Source organism: Pedobacter alluvionis (assembly GCF_003664035.1).
Taxonomy (GTDB): Bacteria; Bacteroidota; Bacteroidia; order Sphingobacteriales; family Sphingobacteriaceae; genus Pedobacter; species Pedobacter alluvionis.
Genome location: NZ_RCCK01000011.1, coordinates 1,059,705 through 1,084,115, shown reverse-complemented (window position 1 = coordinate 1,084,115; position 24,411 = coordinate 1,059,705). Strand labels below are relative to the sequence as shown.

Annotated in this window: 26 protein-coding genes; 25 read left to right on the top strand and 1 reads right to left on the bottom strand. The window is 37.7% G+C overall.

Going from position 1 to position 24,411, the window contains the following annotated elements; genetic code table 11:
• The first annotated feature begins 2 nt into the window (after window positions 1–2).
• The 25 genes from BCL90_RS12455 to BCL90_RS12335 all read left to right on the top strand — a co-directional run bounded on the left by BCL90_RS12455 (window position 3) and on the right by BCL90_RS12335 (window position 22,179).
• Window positions 3–821 carry an energy transducer TonB gene (locus BCL90_RS12455; RefSeq protein ID WP_121284286.1) on the top strand — a complete coding sequence of 273 codons (819 nt, stop codon included), beginning with the start codon at window positions 3–5 and terminating at the stop codon, window positions 819–821.
• Between the two features lie 6 nt (window positions 822–827).
• Entirely contained in the window at window positions 828–1,055 is a 228-nt protein-coding gene (locus BCL90_RS12450) for a hypothetical protein (RefSeq protein ID WP_121284285.1), read from the top strand.
• 36 nt (window positions 1,056–1,091) lie between these two features.
• The gene (locus BCL90_RS12445) at window positions 1,092–1,970 is read left to right on the top strand and encodes a PstS family phosphate ABC transporter substrate-binding protein (protein WP_244094988.1); all 879 of its coding nucleotides are present in this window, start codon (window positions 1,092–1,094) and stop codon (window positions 1,968–1,970) included.
• 78 nt (window positions 1,971–2,048) lie between these two features.
• Window positions 2,049–3,770, top strand: coding sequence for a tetratricopeptide repeat protein (locus BCL90_RS12440; protein ID WP_121284283.1), 1,722 nt, complete (start codon window positions 2,049–2,051; stop codon window positions 3,768–3,770).
• A gap of 82 nt (window positions 3,771–3,852) precedes the next feature.
• Complete coding sequence (locus BCL90_RS12435) at window positions 3,853–4,224, top strand: NADH-quinone oxidoreductase subunit A (RefSeq protein WP_029274758.1); 372 nt, start codon at window positions 3,853–3,855, stop codon at window positions 4,222–4,224.
• Window positions 4,225–4,446: 222 nt separating this feature from the next.
• Window positions 4,447–4,989, top strand: coding sequence for an NADH-quinone oxidoreductase subunit B (locus tag BCL90_RS12430; protein ID WP_057931427.1), 543 nt, complete (start codon window positions 4,447–4,449; stop codon window positions 4,987–4,989).
• Window positions 4,989–5,489, top strand: coding sequence for an NADH-quinone oxidoreductase subunit C (locus BCL90_RS12425; protein ID WP_121284282.1), 501 nt, complete (start codon window positions 4,989–4,991; stop codon window positions 5,487–5,489). The genes BCL90_RS12430 and BCL90_RS12425 overlap by 1 nt, the downstream gene beginning before the upstream one ends.
• Before the next feature lie 3 nt (window positions 5,490–5,492).
• Entirely contained in the window at window positions 5,493–6,707 is a 1,215-nt protein-coding gene (locus BCL90_RS12420) for an NADH-quinone oxidoreductase subunit D (RefSeq protein WP_121284281.1), read from the top strand.
• Window positions 6,700–7,212, top strand: coding sequence for an NADH-quinone oxidoreductase subunit NuoE family protein (locus BCL90_RS12415; protein ID WP_121284280.1), 513 nt, complete (start codon window positions 6,700–6,702; stop codon window positions 7,210–7,212). Before BCL90_RS12420 ends, BCL90_RS12415 begins: the two co-directional genes overlap by 8 nt.
• Before the next feature lie 80 nt (window positions 7,213–7,292).
• Window positions 7,293–8,660 carry an NADH-quinone oxidoreductase subunit NuoF gene (gene nuoF, locus BCL90_RS12410; protein WP_121284279.1) on the top strand — a complete coding sequence of 456 codons (1,368 nt, stop codon included), beginning with the start codon at window positions 7,293–7,295 and terminating at the stop codon, window positions 8,658–8,660.
• Window positions 8,661–8,748: 88 nt separating this feature from the next.
• Complete coding sequence (locus tag BCL90_RS12405; RefSeq protein ID WP_121284278.1) at window positions 8,749–9,288, top strand: ORF6N domain-containing protein; 540 nt, start codon at window positions 8,749–8,751, stop codon at window positions 9,286–9,288.
• A gap of 73 nt (window positions 9,289–9,361) precedes the next feature.
• The gene (locus BCL90_RS12400) at window positions 9,362–10,372 is read left to right on the top strand and encodes a 2Fe-2S iron-sulfur cluster-binding protein (RefSeq protein WP_121284277.1); all 1,011 of its coding nucleotides are present in this window, start codon (window positions 9,362–9,364) and stop codon (window positions 10,370–10,372) included.
• Window positions 10,372–11,409 (top strand): NADH-quinone oxidoreductase subunit NuoH, encoded by a 1,038-nt coding sequence (gene nuoH / locus BCL90_RS12395; protein ID WP_121284276.1) that lies wholly within the window; start codon window positions 10,372–10,374, stop codon window positions 11,407–11,409. The genes BCL90_RS12400 and nuoH overlap by 1 nt, the downstream gene beginning before the upstream one ends.
• A gap of 2 nt (window positions 11,410–11,411) precedes the next feature.
• The gene (locus BCL90_RS12390; RefSeq protein WP_025146332.1) at window positions 11,412–11,915 is read left to right on the top strand and encodes a NuoI/complex I 23 kDa subunit family protein; all 504 of its coding nucleotides are present in this window, start codon (window positions 11,412–11,414) and stop codon (window positions 11,913–11,915) included.
• Between the two features lie 52 nt (window positions 11,916–11,967).
• Window positions 11,968–12,471, top strand: coding sequence for an NADH-quinone oxidoreductase subunit J family protein (locus tag BCL90_RS12385; protein ID WP_121284275.1), 504 nt, complete (start codon window positions 11,968–11,970; stop codon window positions 12,469–12,471).
• Window positions 12,471–12,800 carry an NADH-quinone oxidoreductase subunit NuoK gene (gene nuoK / locus BCL90_RS12380; RefSeq protein WP_055908793.1) on the top strand — a complete coding sequence of 110 codons (330 nt, stop codon included), beginning with the start codon at window positions 12,471–12,473 and terminating at the stop codon, window positions 12,798–12,800. Before BCL90_RS12385 ends, nuoK begins: the two co-directional genes overlap by 1 nt.
• 13 nt (window positions 12,801–12,813) lie before the next feature.
• Window positions 12,814–14,715, top strand: coding sequence for an NADH-quinone oxidoreductase subunit L (gene nuoL / locus BCL90_RS12375; protein ID WP_394341704.1), 1,902 nt, complete (start codon window positions 12,814–12,816; stop codon window positions 14,713–14,715).
• Between the two features lie 20 nt (window positions 14,716–14,735).
• Window positions 14,736–16,199, top strand: a complete 1,464-nt coding sequence (locus BCL90_RS12370) for a complex I subunit 4 family protein (protein WP_121284274.1) — start codon at window positions 14,736–14,738, stop codon at window positions 16,197–16,199.
• Window positions 16,200–16,202: 3 nt separating this feature from the next.
• A complete protein-coding gene (locus BCL90_RS12365; RefSeq protein ID WP_121284273.1) occupies window positions 16,203–17,573 on the top strand; it encodes an NADH-quinone oxidoreductase subunit N in 1,371 nt (456 codons plus the stop codon).
• A 47-nt stretch (window positions 17,574–17,620) separates the two neighbouring features.
• Window positions 17,621–18,280: a DedA family protein gene (locus tag BCL90_RS12360; protein WP_121284272.1), complete on the top strand. Its 660-nt coding sequence runs from the start codon at window positions 17,621–17,623 to the stop codon at window positions 18,278–18,280.
• A 2-nt stretch (window positions 18,281–18,282) separates the two neighbouring features.
• Complete coding sequence (locus BCL90_RS12355) at window positions 18,283–18,834, top strand: inorganic diphosphatase (protein WP_055908779.1); 552 nt, start codon at window positions 18,283–18,285, stop codon at window positions 18,832–18,834.
• Entirely contained in the window at window positions 18,834–20,258 is a 1,425-nt protein-coding gene (locus BCL90_RS12350) for a hemolysin family protein (protein ID WP_121284271.1), read from the top strand. The genes BCL90_RS12355 and BCL90_RS12350 overlap by 1 nt, the downstream gene beginning before the upstream one ends.
• 8 nt (window positions 20,259–20,266) lie before the next feature.
• A complete protein-coding gene (locus BCL90_RS12345) occupies window positions 20,267–20,971 on the top strand; it encodes a 16S rRNA (uracil(1498)-N(3))-methyltransferase (RefSeq protein WP_121284270.1) in 705 nt (234 codons plus the stop codon).
• A gap of 86 nt (window positions 20,972–21,057) precedes the next feature.
• Window positions 21,058–21,675 (top strand): DUF4159 domain-containing protein, encoded by a 618-nt coding sequence (locus BCL90_RS12340; RefSeq protein ID WP_121284616.1) that lies wholly within the window; start codon window positions 21,058–21,060, stop codon window positions 21,673–21,675.
• Window positions 21,676–21,678: 3 nt separating this feature from the next.
• The gene (locus BCL90_RS12335; protein WP_121284269.1) at window positions 21,679–22,179 is read left to right on the top strand and encodes an acetyl-CoA carboxylase biotin carboxyl carrier protein subunit; all 501 of its coding nucleotides are present in this window, start codon (window positions 21,679–21,681) and stop codon (window positions 22,177–22,179) included.
• Between the two features lie 340 nt (window positions 22,180–22,519).
• Here the strand turns inward: BCL90_RS12335 and BCL90_RS12330 are convergent, their stop codons facing one another.
• Window positions 22,520–24,199 carry an SUMF1/EgtB/PvdO family nonheme iron enzyme gene (locus BCL90_RS12330; protein ID WP_121284268.1) on the bottom strand — a complete coding sequence of 560 codons (1,680 nt, stop codon included), beginning with the start codon at window positions 24,197–24,199 and terminating at the stop codon, window positions 22,520–22,522.
• Window positions 24,200–24,411 lie beyond the last annotated feature (212 nt).

Genomic DNA, 24,411 nt, shown 5'->3' with positions numbered 1-24,411 from the left:
TTATGTCGAAGTTAGATATATTCAGAAAAGAATGGCTTGAAGTGGTTTTTGCAGATAAAAACAAAAACTATGGTGCGTACCAATTGCGTAAAAGTAATGGTGCAAATACCACCAAAGCCTTAATTATTGGATCTATTATCTTCCTTGTATTATTTTTCTCTCCAAAAATCTATAGCCTGATTAAAGGTTCGATGGATCAACAGGAAGATCAGGTAAAAGCACAGGAAGTAATTTTAGCTCCACCACCACCGGTAAACCCGGAAACACCTCCACCGCCACCGGTAGAGCCACCGCCACCAAAGATTGACCAGGTGAAAATGCCACCTCCAATTGTAAAACCGGATATCGAGGTTCGTGATGAACCACCTACAGTTGAAAAATTGAAAGAAGCTGATCCAGGTCAAAGGGATATCAAAGGTGATCCAACAGCTGATATTGTTATCGCTGAACCAGTAGGTGAAGGACCAAAAAGAGAAGCTGCTGTTGCGGTTGATGATAACAAGGTTTACGACTTTGTTAGTATTGAGAAGCAACCGGAATTCCCTGGAGGTATTGCCAAATTTTATGGCTACTTAGGTAAAGCAATAAAATACCCGCCAATGGCACAGGAGAACAACGTTCAAGGTAAAGTGTTTTTATCTTTCGTTGTCGAAAAAGATGGTAAATTAACAGATATCACAGTTACCCGTGGTTTAGGTAGCGGAACTGATGAAGAAGCCATCCGTGTATTAAAAGCGAGTCCACGTTGGAACCCAGGTATTCAAAACGGTAAGCCTGTAAGGGTAAAATACAACATCAACGTTAACTTTACATTGAACTAATAGTAGATGTTAAATTTTGATATTTTTAAGCAAAAATCGCCTAAACAGCGGTTTTTGCTCATTTTAGGCCTTATCATGTTTGTGTTTTACGTGGTATTGGGTTTGGCGTTCGTATTTTATGAACCTATTGCCCTTCGTTTAAGCACTATTCCGGAATGGGGGCGTATTGCAATCGGTATCTTCTTAATTATTTATGCTTTTGTAAGACTTTTAAGCCTGGGTAGGCGCGATTAATCATTTTGAATGAAAAATTTCCTTTTAATATTTTGTATGCTAGCTTTACTCGTATCCTGCAAACGTAAAAACAAGGTAGATGCAGTTAAAGAAACCAGAACAAGTGGTACCTTAAGAATATTGGTTGATGAAAGTGTTGGACCGATAGTTCAAGATCAGATCAATATTTTTGGTTTAGATTACCCGGATGCAAAATTTGAGGCTACAGTTAAACCTGAAGAAAAATTATTACCTTCATTCCTGAATGATAGCGTAAGGGTAATTGTTTTACCAAGGTTATTAACTAAAGCAGAAGAGAAGTATTATAATCAACGTAATATTAAGATCAACTCTTCGCGGTTTGCTATTGATGGTATTGCTTTAATTACAAATCAGGGCAATATCGATAGTACAATTAACGTTAATGAGGTTATTGATATCTTACAAGGGAAGAAATCAGATAAAAAACTGGTCTTTGATAACGCCTATTCCAGTACCTTTCAGTATTTTAAGGAGTTGGCCCATATCAGCCAGTTTCCAGCTACAGGTGTTTACTCAAAAAATTCCAGCAAAGAAGTAATTAAACTTATTGCAGAAGATAAAAAATTTATTGGTATTTTGGGCGTGAATTGGATCACGGGAAAAGATACAGAGATGAGCGAATACCTTTCTAAGATAAAAGTATTGGGTGTAAAGAATGTAAAGGGAAAGGTTGGAGATGATCAGTTCTATAAACCAACTCAAGATAACTTGATTAACGGCGTTTATCCTTTCTTAAGAAATATAAATATTATAGATTGCGAAGGAAGAGATGGTTTAGGCACAGGATTTGCAACATGGTTAAGAAGTCAGAGGGGACAACTAATTGTACTTAAATCCGGACTTGGCCCACATAAGTTAATGCCAAGACAAATTAACCTGACTAAAGGAAATTAAATTAAAGTTTATAAATTGAACCACGAAGTAAATCTAAAGAGACACTTCGTTTTTATTAAATAAAAAACAGAATATCCGATGAAAATTTTAAAGAAAGCAATAACCTTAAATGTAGGTTTGGTGTTGATGGGTTCTGCAGTTTTTGCTCAAGATTTAAATGACGCGAAAAAAGCCATCGACGCGGAGCAGTATCAAAAAGCATCATCAATGCTTAAATCATTGGTGAGTTCAAAAGCATCAGATGGTGATAACTATTACAATCTTGGATTGGTTTACTTAAAAACCGGTTATATCGACTCTGCAAGAGCTGTATTTACCAAAGGTATTACCGCAGATCCTAAAAACAATTTAAATTTAATTGGTTTAGGTGAAGCAGATATGTTGTCTAATAATCCAACCTCTGCGAAAACAAACTTCGACAAAGCTGTTGAACTTGATAAAAAGAATTACAAAACTTATTTGTATATCGGTAAAGCTTATTTGGCACAGGATAAACCTAGTGATGATGTATCTAAGCCAGATTTTGCCAATGCTTTAGCTAACATTACTAAAGCAGACGAATTAGATTCTAAAGATAAAGATGCTGAAGTTTTCCTGGCGCAAGGTGATGCCTATGCTTTACAAAAGAAAAATTCTGAGGCATTAGGTCCATACATGCGTGTTGGTGATATTGATCCTAACAACAGAAGAGCTAAAACGCAGATCGGTAAAATGTATAAAGAATCCAGGGCTTTTCCTGAAGGCGAAAAAGAATTACAAGATGTGATTGCTGCTGATGCAAACTATGGCCCTGCTTACCGCGAATTAGGTGAGTTATATTTACAATGGAGTAGCTTTGGTACAGATAAAGAAAAAGCAGCCAAAGCGATTGAGAATTATAAAAAGTACATGGATTTAACAGATAAGTCTTTGGAATCTCAATTGCGTTTTGCTCAATTCTTATTTTATGCAAAAGATTTCAAAACCTTAGAACAAGTAGCGACTGCATTGCAGGTTCCTGCAAATGATCCTAAAGGAATTGTTGTTTCAAGATTAAAAGGTTGGGCGGCTTACGAGAATAAAAATTATCCTCAAGCCCTGACTTACATGACAGAATTCTTTGCTAAAGAAAAGGATAAATCTAAGATTTTGGGTAATGATTATCTATATTTAGGTAAATCTCAGTTGCAAGCAGGACAAGATAGTTTAGCCGTAATGAATATTATTGAGGCTGCAAAAATTGATTCAACAAATGCAGATGCCTTGGCTGAAGCTGGTTTGTCTTTAATGAAGGCTAAGAAGTATGGTAAATCTGCTGAACTTTTTCAAATGGCTATTAAGTACAATCCAAATGGAAAAGGATCATTAACAAATTACTATTACCTAGGTCAAACTAGATTCTACGAAGCTTACATTGCTCAGAAAGAGAAAAAACCGTTTAATACTGCTGCATTAGTTGAGGCTGACTCTGCTTTAAGCCATTTAGCTAAAGTTTCTCCAGAATTTGCTTTAGGATACTTTGTAAGAGGAAGAATTGCAAATTTAGTAGATGACAAAGCTAATCCAAAAGGAACTGGAATACCGTATTTTGAAAAATATGTTAGCCTGGTAAAACCTGAAGAAGTAGCTGCAAATAAGACTAATTTATCAGAATCTTATAATAATATTGGAGCTTGGTATTCAGATAAGGATAAAGCTAAGGCCATCGATGCTTTCACTAAAAGTTTGGCATTAGATCCTGCAGACACTTATGCTGCGGCTAGATTAAAAGAATTACAATCGCCTGCACCTGCTGCAAAAGCAAAAGGTAAAGGCAAATAATTAAAAAGTTAAATAATTTAGAAAAGGCAGAGTTTGGTTACTCTGCCTTTTTCTTTTACTTTTGCATCACAAAATAATAATTATGCAAGCGCAAAGTTCGGCTATAGATTTTTTACCAATTATATTTCAAGTAATTGTTGCTTTAGGGTTTGTGGTAACTACATTGGTTGCTACTCACTTTTTAGGGCCAAAACGCAAAACGAGTGATAAGCTAGAAACCTTTGAAGCGGGTATAAAATCAGTAGGTAATGCCCGTCAGCCTTTCTCTATCAAATATTTTGTAGTAGCCATATTATTTGTACTGTTCGATGTAGAGGTGATCTTTATGTATCCATGGGCAGTTAATTTCCGTACATTACGGATGGATGGAATGATTGAAATGTTCATTTTCATGGGTACATTATTGCTGGGTTTTATTTACGTAATCAAGAAAAAAGTTTTAGATTGGAACTAATCAGTTCTCAGTTCACAATTGGCAGTTAGTAGTTCTCGGTTTAAAACTGTAAACTGAAAATTGTCCAACTGAAAACTGAAATGTGTATCACTTACACTAACTTATGACGATTTTAGTTATTTAGAAAGGTTCTAAATCGAGTAAAACTAGTTTATTTGCCTTTAAAATATTGTAAATTTGTTGCTCATTCTGCAAAGGGATGAGCATTTTTTGTTTATAAACATGAGTGAAATTAATATAGTTGATGCGCCTCCAGGAATAGAAGGATCTGGCTTTTTTGCCACTTCTCTTGATAAAGTGATTGGTTTGGCACGCTCAAATTCATTATGGCCATTACCTTTCGCAACTTCTTGTTGTGGAATTGAGTTTATGGCAACCATGGGTTCTCATTACGATTTAGGTCGTTTTGGTGCTGAACGTTTAAGCTTTTCTCCACGCCAGGCAGATGTTTTAATGGTTATGGGTACTATCGCTAAAAAGATGGCTCCTGTATTAAAACAGGTTTATATCCAAATGGCAGAGCCACGTTGGGTAATGGCGGTTGGTGCCTGCGCAAGTAGTGGTGGTATTTTTGATACTTATTCCGTATTGCAAGGTATTGATGAAGTTATCCCTGTGGATGTTTACGTTCCGGGTTGCCCGCCAAGACCTGAAGCTATTTTAGATGGTTTTCAGCGTATTCAGGATTTAGTGAAAAGCGAATCAGGCAGAAGAAGAAATTCTGATTATTACAAGGAACTTTTAGGTCAATACGGCATTAAATAATGGAAGAAACGACACTAAATAACGATATCCACGTTAAGCTGACTGAAAAGTTTGGCGAAAAAGTTACTGCCGTTTCTGAGCCTTATGGTTTTCTAACCTTTGTAACTTATAACGATGTGATCATTAATGTGCTTTCGCATCTTAAAGAAGAATTAAAATTCAATTTCCTTACTGATATCACGGCAGTTCACTATCCAGGTAAAGACCACGGTATTGCTGTTGTTTATCATCTGCATAATATGGTAGAGAAAGTCAGGATCAGGATTAAGGTTTTCATTTCAGAGCAAAATCCAACTATCCCTACAGCGACAACCGTTTGGAAAGGTGCCAACTGGATGGAACGCGAAACTTACGATCTGTTCGGAGTTAAATTTGAAGGTCACCCGGATTTACGCCGTATTTTGAATATGGATGATTTAGGTGTTCACCCGATGTTGAAGCAATATCCATTGGAGGATCCAAACAGAGTAGATAAAAAAGACGAATTTTTTGGAAGGTAAACTATGAATCATAACCATCCGGTATTTACAGATAACGACCCGCAAAGTGAGCTGGTAACCCTAAACTTAGGTCCAACGCACCCTGCAACACACGGCGTTTTTCAAAACGTTTTACAATTAGATGGTGAACGTATTGTAAGCGGCGTTTCTACCATCGGGTATATTCACCGTGCTTTTGAAAAGATTGCCGAGCATCGCCCATTTTATCAAATTACACCGCTTACCGACCGTTTAAACTATTGCTCTTCCCCTATTAACAATATGGGATGGCACATGACGGTTGAGAAGTTGTTAAATATTCAAATGCCGAAGCGTGTAGATTATCTTAGGGTAATCATCATGGAACTTTCGCGCATTGCCGATCACATTATCTGCAACACGATTATTGGTCAGGATACCGGAGCGACCACCACTTTCTTATATCTTTTTCAGTTTCGAGAGCATATTTACGAAATCTTCGAAGAAGTTTGTGGAGCACGTTTAACAACAAATATTGGCCGTATTGGTGGTTTCGAAAGAGATTTCAATGATATCGCCTTTGCTAAAATCGATAAGTTTTTAAAAGAATTCCCTAAAGCGTTAAAAGAGTTCGAAAATCTGTTAACACGTAACCGTATTTTTATTGACAGAACGGCTGGTGTTGCAGAAGTAACTAAAGAAACCGCTTTAGAATATAGCTGGACAGGCCCATTATTGCGTGCTACTGGCGTAGATTATGATGTTCGTGTAAGCGATCCTTACTCTTCCTATCAGGATTTCGATTTTGATGTTCCGGTAGGCACAAGCGGAGATATTTACGACAGGTATTTAGTACGTAACGAAGAAATGTGGCAAAGTGTCCGCATTATCGAACAAGCGCTTGTGAAGTTAAAAACAGAACCAAAAGGTATTTTCCATGCCGATGTTCCTGAATTTTACCTTCCTCCAAAACAAGAAGTTTACAACAATATGGAAGCATTAATCTATCACTTCAAAATTGTGATGGGTGAGATTGATGCCCCAAAAGCAGAAGTTTATCACGCTGTAGAAGGCGGAAATGGAGAATTAGGATTCTATCTGATCAATGATGGAGGCCGTACACCATATCGTTTACACTTCCGCAGACCAAGTTTTATAAACTACCAGATGTTTGCACCAATGAGCGAGGGCATGTTATTGTCTGATGCCATTATCAACATGAGTAGTATGAATATTATTGCAGGAGAATTAGATGCTTAAAGTAGAAGAACAAACACCTGTAGTGTTTTCATCAGAATTGCTAGCCAAATTTGATGAAGTTAAAGGCCGTTATCCGGCAGATAAAAGCAAATCAGCATTGTTGCCACTTTTGCACCTGGTACAGGCTGAATACCTTTGGGTAAGTACACCAGCGATGGATAAAGTTGCCGAATATTTAAATATTCAGCCAATTGAAGTTTATGAAGTGGCCACATTTTATACCATGTACTTTTTAAAACCACAAGGTAAATATGCTTTAGAAGTTTGCCGTACTGGCCCTTGTTGCCTGGTTGGTGCCGAAAAAATATTAAGCCACCTGGAAAACAAGTTAGGTGTTAAAGAAGGTGAAGTTACTGCCGATGGTTTATTCAGCTTTAGAGGAGTTGAATGTTTAGCTGCCTGCGGTTACGGACCGGTGTTGCAAATAAGCCCGGAATATACTTTCTACGAAAACCTGACTGAAGCAAGTGTAGATAAATTGATTGAAGATTTGAAAAATAAATAAGATTTGAGAAACTAGATATGAGATATGAGAATAGGCAATTGGTCTAAAATCTCATATCTCACATCTCATATCTATAAACAATGAGCCGTAAATTACTACTAGAGCATATAAACGTACCGGGCATCAACACGCTTGAAGTCTATCGCCAAAAAGGCGGGTATCGTGCTGTGGAAAAAGCCCTGAAAACTTTAACACCTGAAGAGATTGTTGAAGAGGTTAAAAAATCAGGCTTACGCGGTCGCGGAGGTGCGGGTTTCCCAACGGGGATGAAATGGAGCTTTTTGGCTAAACCTGAAGGTGTTGCACGTTATTTAGTGTGTAATGCTGATGAGTCTGAGCCAGGAACTTTTAAAGACCGTTATTTGATGACTTATATTCCCCATGCATTAATTGAGGGAATGATTGTATCAAGTTTCGCTTTAGGTGCAAAGGTTTCTTATATCTATGTACGCGGCGAAATGATGCCGCAGATTCGCATTTTAGAAAAAGCAATTGCTGAAGCTAAAGCTGCCGGATGGTTGGGAAAAAATATTTTAGGAACAGGTTACGATTTAGAATTATATGTTCAGCCAGGTGGTGGCGCTTACATTTGTGGTGAAGAAACTGCTTTGTTAGAATCGCTTGAAGGTAAAAGAGGTAATCCACGGATTAAACCACCATTTCCGGCAATTGCAGGTTTGTATGGTTGCCCTACCGTGGTTAACAATGTTGAATCAATTGCTGCAGTGGTACCGATTATCAACGATGGTGGCGATGAATATGCAAAAATCGGTATCGGTAGAAGTACAGGTACAAAATTAATATCTGCATCGGGTAATTTAGTTAAACCGGGCGTTTACGAAATAGAATTGGGTTTACCGGTAGAAGAATTTATTTATTCAGATGAGTATTGTGGAGGTATTGCCAACGGTAAACGATTAAAGGCAACGGTTGCGGGTGGTTCATCCGTGCCTATTTTGCCTGCTAATTTAACCTTGAAATATGCCAACGGTGAGCCTCGTTTAATGAGTTATGAATCGTTATCAGAAGGTGGATTTGCTACAGGAACTATGATGGGTTCTGGTGGTTTTATTGCTTTTGATGAAGATCAGTGTATTGTTCGCAATACCTGGAATTTCTCTCGTTTTTATCACCACGAAAGCTGTGGACAATGTTCTCCTTGCCGTGAAGGTACCGGATGGATGGAAAAAGTATTACACAAAATTGAACATGGCCATGGCAACATGGAAGATGTTGATTTATTGTGGGATATTCAGCGTAAAATTGAAGGAAATACAATTTGTCCGCTGGGTGATGCAGCGGCCTGGCCAGTGGCCAGTGCAATTCGTCACTTCAGAGATGAATTTGAATGGCACATTAAAGAGCCTGTTAAGAGCCAAAGTCAAAACTACGGTATCGCAAATTATGCAACTCCGATTGAGAAAGCTCCGGTAACGGAAGAGAAATAAATATTTAGGTATTACGGTTTGTGATACTAAAATCCTAAGGTCGCAAAATGCGACCTTAGGAAAAGAACTTAACACAATGAATATGTAAATGAAAGAAGAAATATCACCCGCAATCATCCCCAACGAAGTAATAGTTAATAAAATATATCTTTTTAGAGGAGTGAAGGTGATGTTAGATTCTGATTTGGCAGAGCTCTTTGGCGTTGATACTAAAAGATTAAAAGAACAAGTTAGAAGAAATATAGAGCGTTTTCCGGAGCACTTTATGTTCGAACTGACGAAAGAAGAAAATGAAGTTCTAAGGTCACAATTTGTGACCTTAGAACAAGGGAAATATTCAAAGTATCTTCCGTTTGCATTTAGCGAACATGGTATTTTGCAGCTATCAAACGTTTTAAAAAGTAAACAGGCGGTAGAAGTAAGTATTAAGATTATTGATGTGTTTGTACAGCTTAGAACGATGGTTTTAAGCAATACAGAAATAAGACTAGAAGTAGAAAAGATTAAAAAGAAAGTAGATAATCAGGATAAAAATATTGAAGTTATTTTCAGATATTTTGATGAACTATTAGAACAAAAAGCACAGCCAAGAAAAGAAATTGGTTATAAAATCTCGAAAGAGAAATAATAAATTGTAAAAAAGATTGCTTCGTACCTCGCAATGACGGTAGAAGTATAAAAATAAAAGAATATCATTAACCATGAGTGAAAAAGTTAAGGTTACGATAGATGGGATAACAGTAGAGGTTGATAACGGAACAACCATTCTGAATGCTGCAAGGCAGATCGGAGGTGATATTGTTCCGCCAGCTATGTGCTATTATTCTAAGTTAGAAGGAAGTGGTGGCAAATGCCGTACCTGTATCGTTAAGGTAACAAAAGGTTCGGAAAAAGATCCTCGCCCGATGCCTAAGTTGGTGGCTTCTTGTCGTACCACGGTAATGGACGGAATGGAAGTACTTAACATCACTTCTCCAGAAGTTTTAGAAGCCCGCGCAGGTGTTGTAGAGATCTTATTGATTAACCATCCTTTAGATTGCCCTGTTTGTGATCAGGCAGGTGAATGTGATCTTCAGAATTTAGGTTATGAACATGGTTTGCAAAAAACTCGCTATGAGTTTGAGCGCCGTACCTTCGAACGTATTGATATAGGTGATAAGATCCAGTTGCACATGAACCGCTGTATCTTGTGTTACCGTTGTGTTTTTACTGCAGATCAGATTACAAACAAACGTGTTCATGGTATCTTAAACCGTGGCGATCACTCCGAAATTTCTACTTACATTACCCAGGCTGTTGATAACGATTTCTCAGGAAACGTAATCGATGTTTGTCCTGTTGGGGCCTTAACTGATAAAACTTTCCGTTTCAAAAACCGTGTTTGGTTTACCAAACCTGTTGATGCACACCGTGATTGCGATCACGAAAAATGCAACGGTAAAGTAACACTTTGGTATAAAGGAGCAGATGTTTTACGTGTTACCGCCCGTAAAGATCAGTTTGGAGAAGTAGAAGAATTTATTTGCAATACTTGCCGCTTCGATAAAAAAGCAACTGCTGATTGGGTAATTGAACATCCAACGCACATTGATGATACTTCGGTAATTGCATCTAACCACTACGAAACATTAAAACCTTTGCATGTTATTCAGCCAAACGAGGCATTACAAGCTGCAAATGAAATTGAATTACATAAAACAGTTAAATACTAATGGATAGCGCTTTTGTTATAGAAAAATTTATCCTGGTAGCTGTGATCTTCGGCATCAGTTTAGTTATTGCCATGTATTCTACTTATGCAGAACGTAAGGTTGCTGCATATTTACAAGATCGTTTAGGTCCAGATAGAGCTGGCCCTTTTGGTATATTACAGCCATTGGCTGATGGTTTAAAAATGTTTATGAAGGAGGAAATTATTCCAACCTCATCAAACCGGTTTTTATTTATTGCTGGTCCGGGTTTAGCATTGCTTTGTGCCTGTATTGGTACGGCGGTTATTCCATGGGGAAGTCCTGTATTAATTGCAGGTAAAACAGTTTCATTACAGGTTGCTGATATCAATGTAGGTGTTTTATACATCTTTGGTGTGGTTTCACTGGGAGTTTATGGTGTAATGATTGGTGGTTGGGCATCCAACAACAAATACTCTTTGTTGAGTGCCATCCGTGCAGCATCGCAGAATATCAGTTATGAAATTGCAATGGGGTTATCAATCATCGCTTTGCTTTTAATGACGAATACCTTAAGCTTAAAAGAAATTGTTGATCAGCAACATGGCTGGAGATGGAATGTTTTATATCAACCACTTGGATTTTTAATCTTTATGGTTTGTTCATTTGCCGAAACCAACCGCGCGCCATTCGATTTACCTGAATGTGAAACGGAATTAATTGGTGGTTACCATACCGAATATTCTTCAATGAAATTAGGTTTTTACCTGTTTGCTGAGTATATTAATATGTTTGTATCATCGGCTGTAATGGCGGCGTTATATTGGGGTGGTTACAATTACCCTGGTATGGATTCGATGGCGGTATGGTTAGGCCCCACCTGGGCACCACTTTTTGGTACAGCAGTTTTCTTCGGTAAAATATGTGCGTTCATCTTTTTCTTTATGTGGGTACGTTGGACAATCCCTCGTTTCCGTTACGATCAATTGATGAATTTAGGTTGGAAAGGTTTAATACCTTTGGCCATTGCCAATATTATAATAACAGGTGTTGTGATTGCGATTATTGAGAAGTTTTAATTATGGAATCATTAAGTAATAAGAAAAAAGTACTGGAACAAAAGCCATTGAGCTTTATGGAAAGGATGTACCTACCAGCAATTGCTAAAGGTATGGGCATTACCATCAGTCACTTATTTAAAAAAGAGGCTACTATAAGATATCCTGAAGTAGAACGCGAATTCTCTACCAACTTTAGGGGGATGCATTCGCTAAAACGCGATGAGAATGGTAAAGAACGCTGTACTGCATGTGGTTTATGTGCTTTATCTTGTCCTGCTGAAGCCATTACCATGATTGCCGCTGAACGCAAACCTGAGGAGAAAGATTTATACCGCGAAGAAAAATATGCAGCAACTTACGAAATCAATATGTTACGCTGTATTTTCTGTGGATTATGTGAAGAAGCTTGCCCTAAAGAAGCAATTTACTTAGATGGACCGATTGTACCTGCTGATTATTTACGTAAAGATTTTATTTACGGAAAAGACAAGCTGGTAGAGGCTCCATTGGAAATGAAAAAATAAAATGATGGTTCGTGAGGACACGAACCATGGATCATAAATAAATAAACAATTAATGAGTACACAAGTATTCTATTTCGTAGCCACATTAAGTATTATCTTTTCGCTGCTAGTGATTTTTGCAAAAAATCCAATCCACAGTGTATTGTACTTAATCCTTACCTTTTTTACCTTTACTGTTCACTACGTGCTGTTAAACGCACAGTTTTTGGCAGTGGTAAACTTTATTGTCTACATGGGGGCAATTATGGTGCTTTTCCTATTTGTACTGATGTTGCTTAACCTGAATAAAGATACCGAGCCGAGTAAATCACCGCTGATTAAAATTGTTGGGGTTATTGCAGGTGGTTGTTTGGTAGTAACTTTAATTGGTTCTTTAAAATCGGCAAGTATTACCAGTCCATTGATTTTGAAAAATCCGGGATTGGGATTGGTAGAAAATCTGGGTAAGGAGCTTTTTGGGCCATTCTTATTGCCTTTCGAATTGTCATCTCTATTACTATTGGCCGCAATGGTTGGAGCCGTTTTATTATCTAAAAGAGATGAGGTAGAAGCATAATGGAAAATTTAACATCACAACTTCAGGGCGTTCCGCTAAACCACTACATCTATTTAAGTGCCATTATTTTTTCTATTGGCGTGATTGGTGTACTTACCCGTAGAAATGCTATTGTAATTTTTATGTCGGTTGAGCTGATGCTTAATGCCGTTAACTTACTCTTAACTGCCTTCTCTGTGCATAGTAACGACCCATCCGGACAGGTTTTCGTATTTTTCATTATGGCATTGGCAGCTGCAGAGGTTGCAGTAGGATTAGCCATCATCGTAATGGTTTACAGAAATACGAAATCGATAGATATTAATGTTTTAAATCGCCTTAAGTGGTAAATATATAATAAGAATGACAATAGAACAATTGATTTGGTTGGTTCCATTACTTCCTTTTTTAGGGTTTGTAATTAATGGGCTAGGCAGAAACTCTTTATCTAAAGGACTTGTTGGTATCATCGGAAGTGGAGTAATCTTAGCATCCTTTATTATCAGCGTAGTTATTTTCTTTAGTTTACAAGGCGACACACAAAGATCTCACGAAGTATTTTTATTCGATTGGATTAGCGCAGGTGCATTACACATTCCATTATCTTTTCTGGTTGATCCTTTAAGCTCAATCATGCTTTTGATCATCACTGGAATTGGTTTCCTGATTCATTTATATTCCACCAGCTATATGCATAATGATGCAGGGTTCGGTAAGTTTTTCGCTTACCTAAACCTGTTTGTATTTTTCATGCTTTTATTGGTATTGGGCTCTAACTACATCGTCATGTTTATCGGTTGGGAAGGTGTAGGTTTATGCTCATACCTGTTAATCGGTTTCTGGTACACGAATAGTGCTTATGCTTCAGCAGCTAAAAAAGCATTCGTAATGAACCGTATAGGTGATTTAGGCTTTTTGTTAGGGGTGTTTTTAATCTTCACCACTTTTGGTAGTGTAGAATTTGCTAAAGTTTTCCCTCAAGCTGCAAATATGTTGCCGGGTAATGATACGCTGGTTTTAATCACCATTTTGTTATTTATCGGTGCCTGCGGTAAATCTGCTCAATTGCCTTTGTTTACGTGGTTACCTGATGCCATGGCCGGACCAACACCAGTTTCAGCTTTAATTCACGCTGCAACGATGGTAACCGCTGGTATCTATATGATTGCACGTTCAAGCGTATTGTTCGATCTTGCGCCGCTTACTCAGCACATTATTGCCATTGTAGGTGCAGCAACCGCTTTAGTGGCTGCAATTATTGCTTTAACACAAACAGACATTAAAAAAGTATTGGCTTATTCAACTGTGTCTCAATTGGGATATATGTTTTTGGGTCTTGGCGTTGGTGCTTATACAGGTTCGTTTTTCCATGTATTAACCCACGCATTCTTTAAAGCATTATTGTTCTTAGGCGCAGGTTCGGTTATCCATGCCATGCATCACGAGCAGGATATGCGTCACATGGGTGGATTAAGGGGGAAACTTAAAACTACTTTTGCCACCATGATGATCGGTACCATCGCCATTGCAGGTTTACCACCATTCTCAGGTTTCTTCTCAAAGGATGAAATTTTAGCACATGCTTTCCAGGCGAGTCCGATTTTATGGGGAGTAGGGGTATTAACCGCATTTTTGACGGCTTTCTATATGTTCAGAATGATGTTTTTAACCTTTTCTGGTAAATACCGTGGAACACATCACGAGGAAAGCCACATACACGAATCGCCAGCAGCGATGACTTTACCTTTAATCATCCTAGCTGTACTTGCTGCAATTGGTGGGGCAATTAATTTTCCTCATGTTTTTGGTGGAAACGAGTGGTTAGCACATTGGCTAGAGGGAGCAGGTGTTGCACAACACGAATTAGATTTAAGCCATACTACAGAATATTCGTTAATGGGTGTTTCGGTAGCAGCAGCTGTAATAGCTTTATTATTTGCTCACACCAGATATGTAAAGGGAGCACGCGTTCCTGTTGCTGATGAAGCGCCACGTTCACCGTTGGCAAAATTATCTTATAATAAATTCTACCTGGATGAGATTTATGATTTCATCATCATTAAACCTTTAGATGCATTATCGAAATTCTTTTATAGGATTATCGATAACAAATTTATCGATGGAATTGTGAACGGATTAGGATGGAGCACCAACGAGGCCAGTAAAGGTGTACGTTTGTTACAGAGTGGAAACGTAGGTTTCTATATATTTATGATGGTATTTGGTATCATCGCATTGCTTGCATATACATTTTATTACATATAAAAAGGGTTCAAAATTAAATAATGGAACAACTTTTACTACTTATATTTCTTCCGCTTGTAGGTGCAATTGTTACTGCATTTGCTGGTAAGTCGGCTAAAATCGTTTCTACCGTATTCTCGGTGGCTTCTTTGGTGCTGGCTTTGGTTATCGCCTGTAATTTCATTCCAAATGCAAGTACCCAGTTTGAGGTTAATTTGCCATGGATTGCTGATCTGGGCATCAACTTCCACGCAGGTATCGATGGCATTAGCCTATTGGTGGTATTGCTTACCAACTTACTGGTACCGATTATTATCTTATCGAGCTATAACCATGAGTATAAAAATCCGGCTGCATTTTATGCCCTGATTTTATTCATGCAAACCGGTTTATTATTGGTATTTACAGCATTGGATGCTTTCTTGTTCTATATCGGATGGGAAGCCGCATTAATACCAATTTATTTCATCTGTGCGATATGGGGCGGAAAAGACCGTATCCGCATCAACATGAAATTTTTTGTGTACACCATTGCCGGGTCATTATTTATGTTGATGGGGATTATTTACCTGTATCTTCAAAACCCTGCACACAATTTTGACATTCAGGCATTTTATGCTTTAAACTTGGATAGTGCACAACAAGGATGGATCTTCTGGGCTTTCTTTATCGCTTTTGCCATTAAGATGCCAATTTTTCCTTTCCATACCTGGCAACCCGACACGTATACCGCGGCACCTGCACAAGGAACCATGTTGTTATCGGGTATCATGTTGAAAATGGGTATTTATGGTGTAATCAGGTGGTTATTGCCAATTGTGCCTGCAGGAGTTCACGACTGGGGACAGTTAGTCATCATTTTATCGATCATTGGTATTGTTTATGCCTCGCTAATTGCTTTTACACAGAAAGACGCGAAACGTTTGGTAGCCTATTCATCAATTGCACACGTTGGATTAATCGCAGCAGGTATATTCGCGTTCAACCAGCAAGGTATGCAGGGCGCTATGGTGCAGATGCTGAGTCACGGTATTAACGTAGTAGGTTTATTCTTCGTTTTAGATATCATCTTTAGCAGGGTAAAAACAAATAAAATTGAAGAGTTGGGCGGAATTGCTAAGGTAGCACCTCAATTAGCCATTGCATTTTTAATTATCGTGTTAGGAACAGTTGCTTTACCGGGAACAAACGGATTTATAGGTGAATTCTTATTACTTATGGGCGTTTATAATTACGGCATCTGGGCAGCTGCAATCGCAGGTTTAACCATCATCTTCGGTGCTGTATACATGTTGCGCATGTATCAGAATGTAATGCTTGGCCAAACCAACAGTTTAACCATCACTTTCACTGATATTAAAGGAACTGAAAAATTGGTTCTTTATACAATTTGTGCACTGATTATTGTTTTGGGTGTTTATCCGAAACCAATTTTGCACTTAACAGAGGCATCTGTACAACATCTATTAGAACAGGTAAATCAAAAATTAAACACAGTAAATTAAGCAATGAATATTATTATAACCATTAGTATAACAGCTTTTATAGTGCTTTATGCAGGTTTGTTTAAGGCAAATAAAGCATTATTACCACTTACCGTTGTTGGCTTACTTACTGCACTGGGATTTACTTTCTGCGCCTGGAACGGCAATGCTGTTCATTTCGGAATGATGCAGACGGATAATTTTGCCCTGGCCTTTTCTGGGATCTGTATTATCGGTACACTTCTAATCTTTTTATTAACACAGAACTATTTTCACAGTAAAAGCGATAACATTGCCGAATATTATACCTTAATTCTTTTCGCACTTGCGGGAATGATTATGATGGTATCCTATAAAAATATGGCCATGCTGTTTGTGGGTTTGGAAATCATGTCGGTGAGTTTATACATCTTGGCGGGGATCCGTAAAAAGGATTTTGCCTCTAATGAAGCTTCTTTAAAGTATTTCCTGATGGGGGCTTTCTCAACAGGCTTCCTGTTGTTTGGTATTACCTTAATTTATGGCGCTTCAGGCTCATTCGATTTAGATAAAATACAAGCTTATCTGGTAAACAGTCAGGCAGTTTCTCCAATATTTTATCCTGGCGTTATCCTGATGATGATTGGTTTATGCTTCAAGGTTGGTGCTGCTCCTTTCCACTTCTGGACTCCGGATGTATACGAAGGTTCTCCGTCTTTAATTACCACCTTTATGAGTACGGTGGTTAAAACTGCTGGCTTCGCTGCATTCTTAAGATTATTTGCTGGTGCACTTGCCCCACTTCACGATTTTTGGGTTGCACCACTTATGGTGATTGTTTGTTTAACTTTATTCATCGGAAACGTAACTGCGCTGTTCCAAAAGAACTTCAAGCGTATGTTGGCATACTCAAGTATTTCCCATGCGGGTTACCTGTTGTTTTCGCTGATTGTACTGACCAAAAATTCTGGTAATAACGTGTTGGTTTACGCAGCGGCTTATACCTTCGCATCAATTATCGCTTTTGCAGTATTAATATTAGTGAAACAAAAAACAGGTAGCGATAGCTTCGATAGTTTCAATGGTTTGGCGAAACGGAATCCATTAGTAGCATTATGTTTAACTGTAGCCATGCTTTCATTGGCAGGAATTCCGCTCACTGCGGGCTTTATCGGCAAGTACTTAATGTTTTTGAATGTAATGACCGAATATAAAACCCTTCTTGTTGCATTTGCGATTTTAAATGCGCTGGTTGGCTTCTATTATTATTTTAGGGTAATTGTAGCCATCTGGTTTAAAGATGGCGCGGAAACAGAGCTATCAACCCCGGTACAGTACAAAGTTGTTTTATTGGTTTCTGTTGCAATTACATTGGTATTGGGTATTTATCCAGCAATTATTTTAAACCTGATATAGGTATGCTGTTGTTTAATAATTATTTGTAGTTTTACGAATAATTGAATATGCACGATTTTTGGAATAACCTGCATCAGCTACTTGATCCCGAGAAATTATTGAGGGAAGGCGGATTCTATCTAGTCGTATTCGTTATCTATGCAGAAACTGGCCTTTTTTTTGGTTTTTTTCTTCCCGGTGATTATTTATTGTTTTTAGCGGGAATGTTTGTGGCGACAGGTAAGCTTGATGTGAACATTGCGGTACTTTTAGCTGGTTTATGTATAGCGGCCATTTCTGGGAATTTTACCGGCTATTGGTTCGGGCGGAAAACTGGCCCGGTATTATACACCAGAAAAGACAGTTTCTTTTTTAAGAAGAGATATTTAAAAGCTGCAAAGGAGTATTATCAAAAACAAGGTGCCTTTGCATTAATAATGGGAAGATTTGTGCCTATTGTTAGAACTTTTGCACCGATTTTTGCTGGTGTTGTAAAATTAGATTTCAAAAAATTTGCTTTATATAATATCTTAGGTGGAGTACTTTGGATCTGTTCCTTAACTTTGCTGGGTTATTTTTTAGGCAGAAGATTTGAAAAAGAAATAAACGATTATTTATTATATATTATTATTGGCTTTATCCTTATTACAACTATACCATTATTAATTACCTTTGTAAAAAGTAAAGTAGTAAGTGGCCCTGAAGAGGATAAAACAGATTTAAATTAAAAATGGCAAAAGACGATCATCACGCATGGCATAGCGTATCTCCTGGTTCAAACCTTCCAGAGGTTGTAAACGCGATTATTGAAATTCCAAAAGGTTCAAAAGCAAAATACGAAATAGATAAAGAATCAGGTCTGATTAAATTGGATAGGGTTCTTTTCTCGTCAGTAATGTATCCTGCAAATTATGGCTTTATCCCACAAACTTATTGTGATGATAAAGATCCATTAGATATTTTAGTGCTTTGCTCAGTGGATGTATATCCAATGACATTGATTGAGGCTAAAGTAGTAGGTGTAATGCACATGGTTGATAATGGAGAACAGGATGATAAAATCATTGCTGTAGCTGCTCACGATATGTCTGTAAATTACATCAACGATTTAGATGAATTGCCTCCGCATCAAATGAAAGAGATTGTTCGTTTCTTTCAGGATTATAAAGCATTAGAAGATAAAAATGTAACTATCGAACATTTACTTGGTGTTCGTTATGCGCATAAAGTAATTAAAGAAAGCATAGAACTTTATAACACAACATTTAGAGAATTGGCTTAATGGATTTACCCACGGTATGTTTGTTTTTAAATTTTGACTTAAGTGCAATCCTGCCCACAAACGTAGTTTTGGTTGCTCTACAAGAACCTGATACAGGTTCTGTAGGCTGGCGATTATTTTTTGCATTATTTTTGGTGTTACTTAATGGTTTTTTTGTTGCAGCAGAGTTTGCAATTGTAAAAGTCCGGGCATCACAAATTGAAATTAAAGCAAAAACGGGCAGCCGTGTAGGCAAAATGGCCAAAGGCATTATTCATAACCTTGATGGATATTTAGCCGCCACACAGCTAGGCATAACGCTCGCATCACTTGGCTTAGGCTGGGTAGGTGAAGGCGTTATGCATACCATTTTCAAAAATCTTTTCGATAGTCTGGAATGGGGGTTAAGCGATGCTTCTATTCATACCGCATCTACAATCGTCGCCTTTTCGCTTATTACCGTTATGCATATTGTATTTGGTGAGCTTGCTCCGAAATCGTTCGCTATCCAAAGACCTGTGGCTACAACGCTTTTCGTTTCTATACCGCTTCAAATATTTTATGTGGTGTTTAAGCCATTTATTTGGACGCTAAATAGCCTTGCTGCCATTATCCTTAAGCCATTTGGCATTGATACCTCCGCAGGACACGAATCTATCCACAGTACTGAAGAATTACATTACCTGCTCGATCAGGGTAAAGAAAGCGGTGCATTAGATAATAATGAACATGAGCTGATTAAAAACGTATTCGATTTTAATGAGCGCGTGGTGAAGAATATCATGGTGCCTAGAACCAAGATTTCGGGTATTGAACTAACTTCTCCAAAAGAGGAAGTAATTGATACCATTATTAAGGAAGGATATTCGCGTTTGCCTGTTTATGATGATATTATGGATAAAATTGTAGGGATTATCCATGCGAAAGACATTTTACCATTGGTTGCAGCAGGTAACCAGCACTGGACATTAAATGATATCATCCGTAAACCTTATTTCGTTACAGAAACTAAAAAAATTAACGATCTGATGAGCGAATTGCAAAGTAATCGTATACAGATTGCTATTGTATTAGATGAGTTTGGCGGTACAGCGGGTATGGTTACCTTAGAAGATATTGTAGAAGAGCTTGTAGGAGAAATACAGGATGAATACGATGAAGAAAAACCACTGGTAGAAAAGGTTTCCGATAATGAGTTTATCGTAAATGCTTTCGCTACCGTATATGATGTGAATGAACATTTACCTCATGATTTACCAGAGGATGAAGATTTTGATACGGTTGGTGGATTGGTTTCTCATGTTTTTGAACGTATCCCTGAGGTAGGCGAAAGCAACGAGTCGTACGGATATCTGTTTACCATCCTTAAAAAAACAGAGCAGAATATCGAAACAATCAAGTTAGAATTGGTAATCAATAAAGCAGATATGGTTGATAATCATTAATTTCAACTATGCATATTTTTTATACACCAGATATAACCCAAAATACCTATACGCTTAACGAAGAAGAGAGTAAACATTGCGTTAGGGTGCTTCGCCTTACCATAGGCTCTATCGTTAACCTGGTTGATGGGAAGGGTGGTTTTTACACTGCTGAAATCACTTCCGATAATCCGAAAAAAGTTTCTTTATCCATTTTAAAGATAGAAACAGAGTTTCATAAAAGAAATCATTACCTGCATATTGCTGTTGCGCCAACTAAAAATATCGACCGCATAGAATGGTTTTTAGAAAAAGCTACAGAGCTGGGTATTGATGAAATTACACCAATTATTACCGATCGGTCGGAGCGCAGGGTAGTTAAAGAAGACCGCCTCAACAAAGTGATTACGTCTGCAGTAAAACAATCCATTAAAGCTTATCATCCCAAATTGAACGATGCCATTTCTTTTGATACTTTTTTAAAAGAACCATTTGATGGGGATAAATTAATAGCGCATTGTATCGATAATAACGCGAAACAATATATATCCAAACTAGTAACTCCACATCAAAAATATTTGATTCTTATTGGTCCCGAAGGCGATTTCACACCTGATGAAGTTAATTTAGCTTTGAACAAAGGCTTTAAAGCATTAACTTTAGGTGATAACAGATTACGCACAGAAACTGCTGCATTATCTGTTTGTTTTGAAATCAATTACCTTAACCGATAATCAATTTGAAGTTTTCAGTTTTCAGTTTTCAGTTTTCCAGGTTTAAGCTTTGGTCTTTCAGTTTTGGTCTTTTAGCTTTTAGCTTTATGCTTTTCGCTTTTATTCCACCAACCTACCGTATGGCTAAATTAAAGTATAATGGTGGTGGCGATTGGTATGCGGACAGGACAGCTTTGCCCAATTTAATTGCCTACTGTAATGCCAATCTGAAGACTAATTTTTATGCTGAAGAAAGCATCGTAGAAGCAGGCTCAAAAGAGATTTTCAATTACCCCTTTATTTATATGACTGGCCACGGAAACGTCGTTTTTAGTGATCAGGAAATCAAAAATTTAAGACAGTACCTCACTGGTGGAGGATTTCTTCATATAGACGATAACTATGGCTTAGACAAATTTATCAGACCACAGATGAAAAGGGTATTTCCGGAACTTAGTTTTGTCGAATTGCCTGCTAATCACGCCATTTATAATCAGAAGTTTAAGTTTCCGGGAGGCTTGCCAAAAATCCATGAGCATGATAATAAACGTCCGCAAGGATTTGCCTTGATTTACAAAGGAAGAGTAGTTTGTTATTACACCTATGAGTGCGATTTGGGCAACGGTTGGGAAGATCTTGGTACTTATCCTGAAGATACTCAAGAAACGCGGACAAAAGCACTTAAAATGGGCGCTAATTTAGTTCAGTATGCTTTAACTCAATAAGCTATGTATAAAGTAAAAGTAAACGATCAGTTTTTATTTGAGGTTGAGAATAAGGATTCGGCTTTTTTTGTAAATGGAGAACAGATCCAATTCGATCTGAGTTCAATAGCGAATAATAGTACGCATGTTATATACCAGAATAAATCTTTTAATACAGAGCTGGTTGAGCTGAACAAAGGAGATAAAACCTGTAAAATAAAGGTTAATGGTAATATTTATCAGATCAGCATTGAAGATCAGTTTGATGTTTTATTAAAACAACTTGGTCTGGATAATTTAGCAACTAATAAAGTTTCAGAAATTAAAGCACCTATGCCTGGTTTAGTACTTAAAGTTTTGGTTGAAGAAAACGCTGAAGTAAAGAAAGGCGATAACCTTTTGGTGCTGGAAGCCATGAAAATGGAAAACATCCTAAAATCATCAACCGATGGTACGGTTAAGAAGGTTTTGATTAAACAGGGGGATAAGGTAGAAAAGAACCAGATCTTAGTTCAATTTAATTAGTTTTAACTCTGGATATCGTCATTGCGAGAAGGCTTTTTCAGCCGACGAAGCAATCTTAGATTCTACGGGTTGTAACTATCGTTGTAAAATTGCTTCGTACCTAACCCTTACAGCAATGACGATCCGTCTAAATAAAAGAAGAGGAGTGCAACGCAGTTGAGAACTATAAAGTGCTCAGCGAAGCTAAATCTGTATAGATAGATCTCTCCATTCCGCTACGCTTCATCCGATAACTATCGGATCGAGATGACGATTTTCTTTGAATCCGTCAAACTTAAATTATCTAAAAAAATATAAAACCGCATTAAAAAGTCCCGATTTTATCCGGGACTTTTCTTTTTTATTTATCTCTACTTATCCTGTAAGGTTTTTGAGGAGGGGTTTTAAAACTTCTTTTGCCAAGAGTACTAATTTCTGGAGCACCAAGCATGGTCATTGCACAACGGAAGCCCACTTCAGCAGATGATTCATCTTGTTGCATAAAGCGACGTGTTGCGGGGTTTAACCAATAAGCCATATCATTCCACGAACCGCCTTTATAAACTCTTGATTTATCGTTTACAAGCGTTACACCTTCTTCATTAAGTAAAGTGTTTTGTCTATCATGATAACCTCTTTGATCGGCCTGATAACTGGTTGAGGCTACCGGAGATTGTGGATCAGTTGATTTTGAAATCGAATCAGAACGTTTTGCTTGTGCCTGTTTTTCGGCCCAGGTTTGTTTTCTTCCGGTGTAAGCATTTTCCTTAATCGGATTCCCATATTTATCTAATGCAATTTTACCGCTTTGAGAATCTTCTAACTTTTTATTGGTGAAATAATTACCACGGTAAGGGTTAAAGGCATCTGCATCAGTAAATGTAGCTGTTCTGTATACATCATTCACCCATTCATTCACGTTTCCTGCCATATTATATAAGCCGAAATCGTTTGGTGTGTATTGAATAACCGGAACGGTCAGATCTCCTTTATCGTTTAGCGAACCGCCAACACCCATATAATCACCGGGAGCTCTTTTAAAGTTGGCCTGGATCATACCTCTGGTTTTCTTTTTAGCAGAACTAACACCTAAACCATTCCAGGGGTAGATTTTATTCTGATTGATATTCTCGTATTCCGTATTGCCAATTAAACCTAAAGCAGCATATTCCCATTCTGCTTCTGTAGGTAAGCGGTAAGGTTGCATAATTACACCATCTTCAAGCGTTGCAGTTCGTCTCGGTTGGTTATTTCTTCCGCCTGTTGCAGCTGTCGCTGCTCCGGCAGTTGCTGTAGCAGCACCTGATTTGGTATTATAATCGATCGGGGCATTTTTACCTTTGTCATCATACTGGCCATTTAAATAGGCATCAGTATTAAAAGGTTTGTCTGGTTTTGGAGCCGCTGCAGCTGTAGTAGTGGCATTTCCTTTTCCGTTACGAGCTAAAGTTTTATAATCAGTTAAGATTCCCTTTTCGCGTAGAATAAATTCGTTGGCTCTTGAAGTTCTCCACTCACAATAACGTGATGCCTGCTCCCATGAAACACCTACAACAGGATAGTCACGGTAAGCCGGGTGCCTTAGATAGTTATCTACATAAGGTTCGTTATAAGATAATGCACGGCGCCATACTAAAGTATCAGGAAGCTCATTGTAATAAAACTCACGATCTTCAGGGTAGTTGTATCTGATCCAGTGTAAGTATTCTAACCAATCGGTATTCGATACTTCTGTTTCATCCATATAAAATGAAGGAACGGTAACCTGTCTTTTATAGTTGTAGATACTTGGTTCAACACCTGGTACATCGATGGCACTACCACCAACAACTAAAACCCCGCCTTCAATTGGAATTAAACCAGGCCCTGGCGCTCTTTTATATTGGGTAGCCACAGCAAAAGCACCAGATTGGTTGTTTTTACTTTTCCTATTGGCATAAGGAACACCTGTTTTGCTGGAACTCTCGCTTTTTGAGCTACAACCTGAAAGCAAGGCGGCTAATGATAAACAAGTAAAAGAATATAGTAATAGTTTTTTCATATAGTATAACGGAGGATATCGTCCCTACAGGGATTCAATCGATAAAATTAAACAATTATAAATGAATATATAAATATATGAGAATAAAATATTGATTATATACTAAGCCGTAATGTATCATTTTTAATGATGTAGAATCTGTTTTCTTCCAAACGAAATTTTCGCTAAATAATTATAAATAAGCGAGATAAAATTTTTAAACTAAAATTCTG

Coding starts and splice junctions, on each gene's coding strand:
- BCL90_RS12455 (WP_121284286.1), top strand. CDS start 3: ATGTCGAAGTTAGATATATTCAGAAAAGAATGGCTTGAAGTGGTTTTT.
- BCL90_RS12450 (WP_121284285.1), top strand. CDS start 828: ATGTTAAATTTTGATATTTTTAAGCAAAAATCGCCTAAACAGCGGTTT.
- BCL90_RS12445 (WP_244094988.1), top strand. CDS start 1,092: ATGCTAGCTTTACTCGTATCCTGCAAACGTAAAAACAAGGTAGATGCA.
- BCL90_RS12440 (WP_121284283.1), top strand. CDS start 2,049: ATGAAAATTTTAAAGAAAGCAATAACCTTAAATGTAGGTTTGGTGTTG.
- BCL90_RS12435 (WP_029274758.1), top strand. CDS start 3,853: ATGCAAGCGCAAAGTTCGGCTATAGATTTTTTACCAATTATATTTCAA.
- BCL90_RS12430 (WP_057931427.1), top strand. CDS start 4,447: ATGAGTGAAATTAATATAGTTGATGCGCCTCCAGGAATAGAAGGATCT.
- BCL90_RS12425 (WP_121284282.1), top strand. CDS start 4,989: ATGGAAGAAACGACACTAAATAACGATATCCACGTTAAGCTGACTGAA.
- BCL90_RS12420 (WP_121284281.1), top strand. CDS start 5,493: ATGAATCATAACCATCCGGTATTTACAGATAACGACCCGCAAAGTGAG.
- BCL90_RS12415 (WP_121284280.1), top strand. CDS start 6,700: ATGCTTAAAGTAGAAGAACAAACACCTGTAGTGTTTTCATCAGAATTG.
- nuoF (WP_121284279.1), top strand. CDS start 7,293: ATGAGCCGTAAATTACTACTAGAGCATATAAACGTACCGGGCATCAAC.
- BCL90_RS12405 (WP_121284278.1), top strand. CDS start 8,749: ATGAAAGAAGAAATATCACCCGCAATCATCCCCAACGAAGTAATAGTT.
- BCL90_RS12400 (WP_121284277.1), top strand. CDS start 9,362: ATGAGTGAAAAAGTTAAGGTTACGATAGATGGGATAACAGTAGAGGTT.
- nuoH (WP_121284276.1), top strand. CDS start 10,372: ATGGATAGCGCTTTTGTTATAGAAAAATTTATCCTGGTAGCTGTGATC.
- BCL90_RS12390 (WP_025146332.1), top strand. CDS start 11,412: ATGGAATCATTAAGTAATAAGAAAAAAGTACTGGAACAAAAGCCATTG.
- BCL90_RS12385 (WP_121284275.1), top strand. CDS start 11,968: ATGAGTACACAAGTATTCTATTTCGTAGCCACATTAAGTATTATCTTT.
- nuoK (WP_055908793.1), top strand. CDS start 12,471: ATGGAAAATTTAACATCACAACTTCAGGGCGTTCCGCTAAACCACTAC.
- nuoL (WP_394341704.1), top strand. CDS start 12,814: ATGACAATAGAACAATTGATTTGGTTGGTTCCATTACTTCCTTTTTTA.
- BCL90_RS12370 (WP_121284274.1), top strand. CDS start 14,736: ATGGAACAACTTTTACTACTTATATTTCTTCCGCTTGTAGGTGCAATT.
- BCL90_RS12365 (WP_121284273.1), top strand. CDS start 16,203: ATGAATATTATTATAACCATTAGTATAACAGCTTTTATAGTGCTTTAT.
- BCL90_RS12360 (WP_121284272.1), top strand. CDS start 17,621: ATGCACGATTTTTGGAATAACCTGCATCAGCTACTTGATCCCGAGAAA.
- BCL90_RS12355 (WP_055908779.1), top strand. CDS start 18,283: ATGGCAAAAGACGATCATCACGCATGGCATAGCGTATCTCCTGGTTCA.
- BCL90_RS12350 (WP_121284271.1), top strand. CDS start 18,834: ATGGATTTACCCACGGTATGTTTGTTTTTAAATTTTGACTTAAGTGCA.
- BCL90_RS12345 (WP_121284270.1), top strand. CDS start 20,267: ATGCATATTTTTTATACACCAGATATAACCCAAAATACCTATACGCTT.
- BCL90_RS12340 (WP_121284616.1), top strand. CDS start 21,058: ATGCTTTTCGCTTTTATTCCACCAACCTACCGTATGGCTAAATTAAAG.
- BCL90_RS12335 (WP_121284269.1), top strand. CDS start 21,679: ATGTATAAAGTAAAAGTAAACGATCAGTTTTTATTTGAGGTTGAGAAT.
- BCL90_RS12330 (WP_121284268.1), bottom strand. CDS start 24,199: ATGAAAAAACTATTACTATATTCTTTTACTTGTTTATCATTAGCCGCC.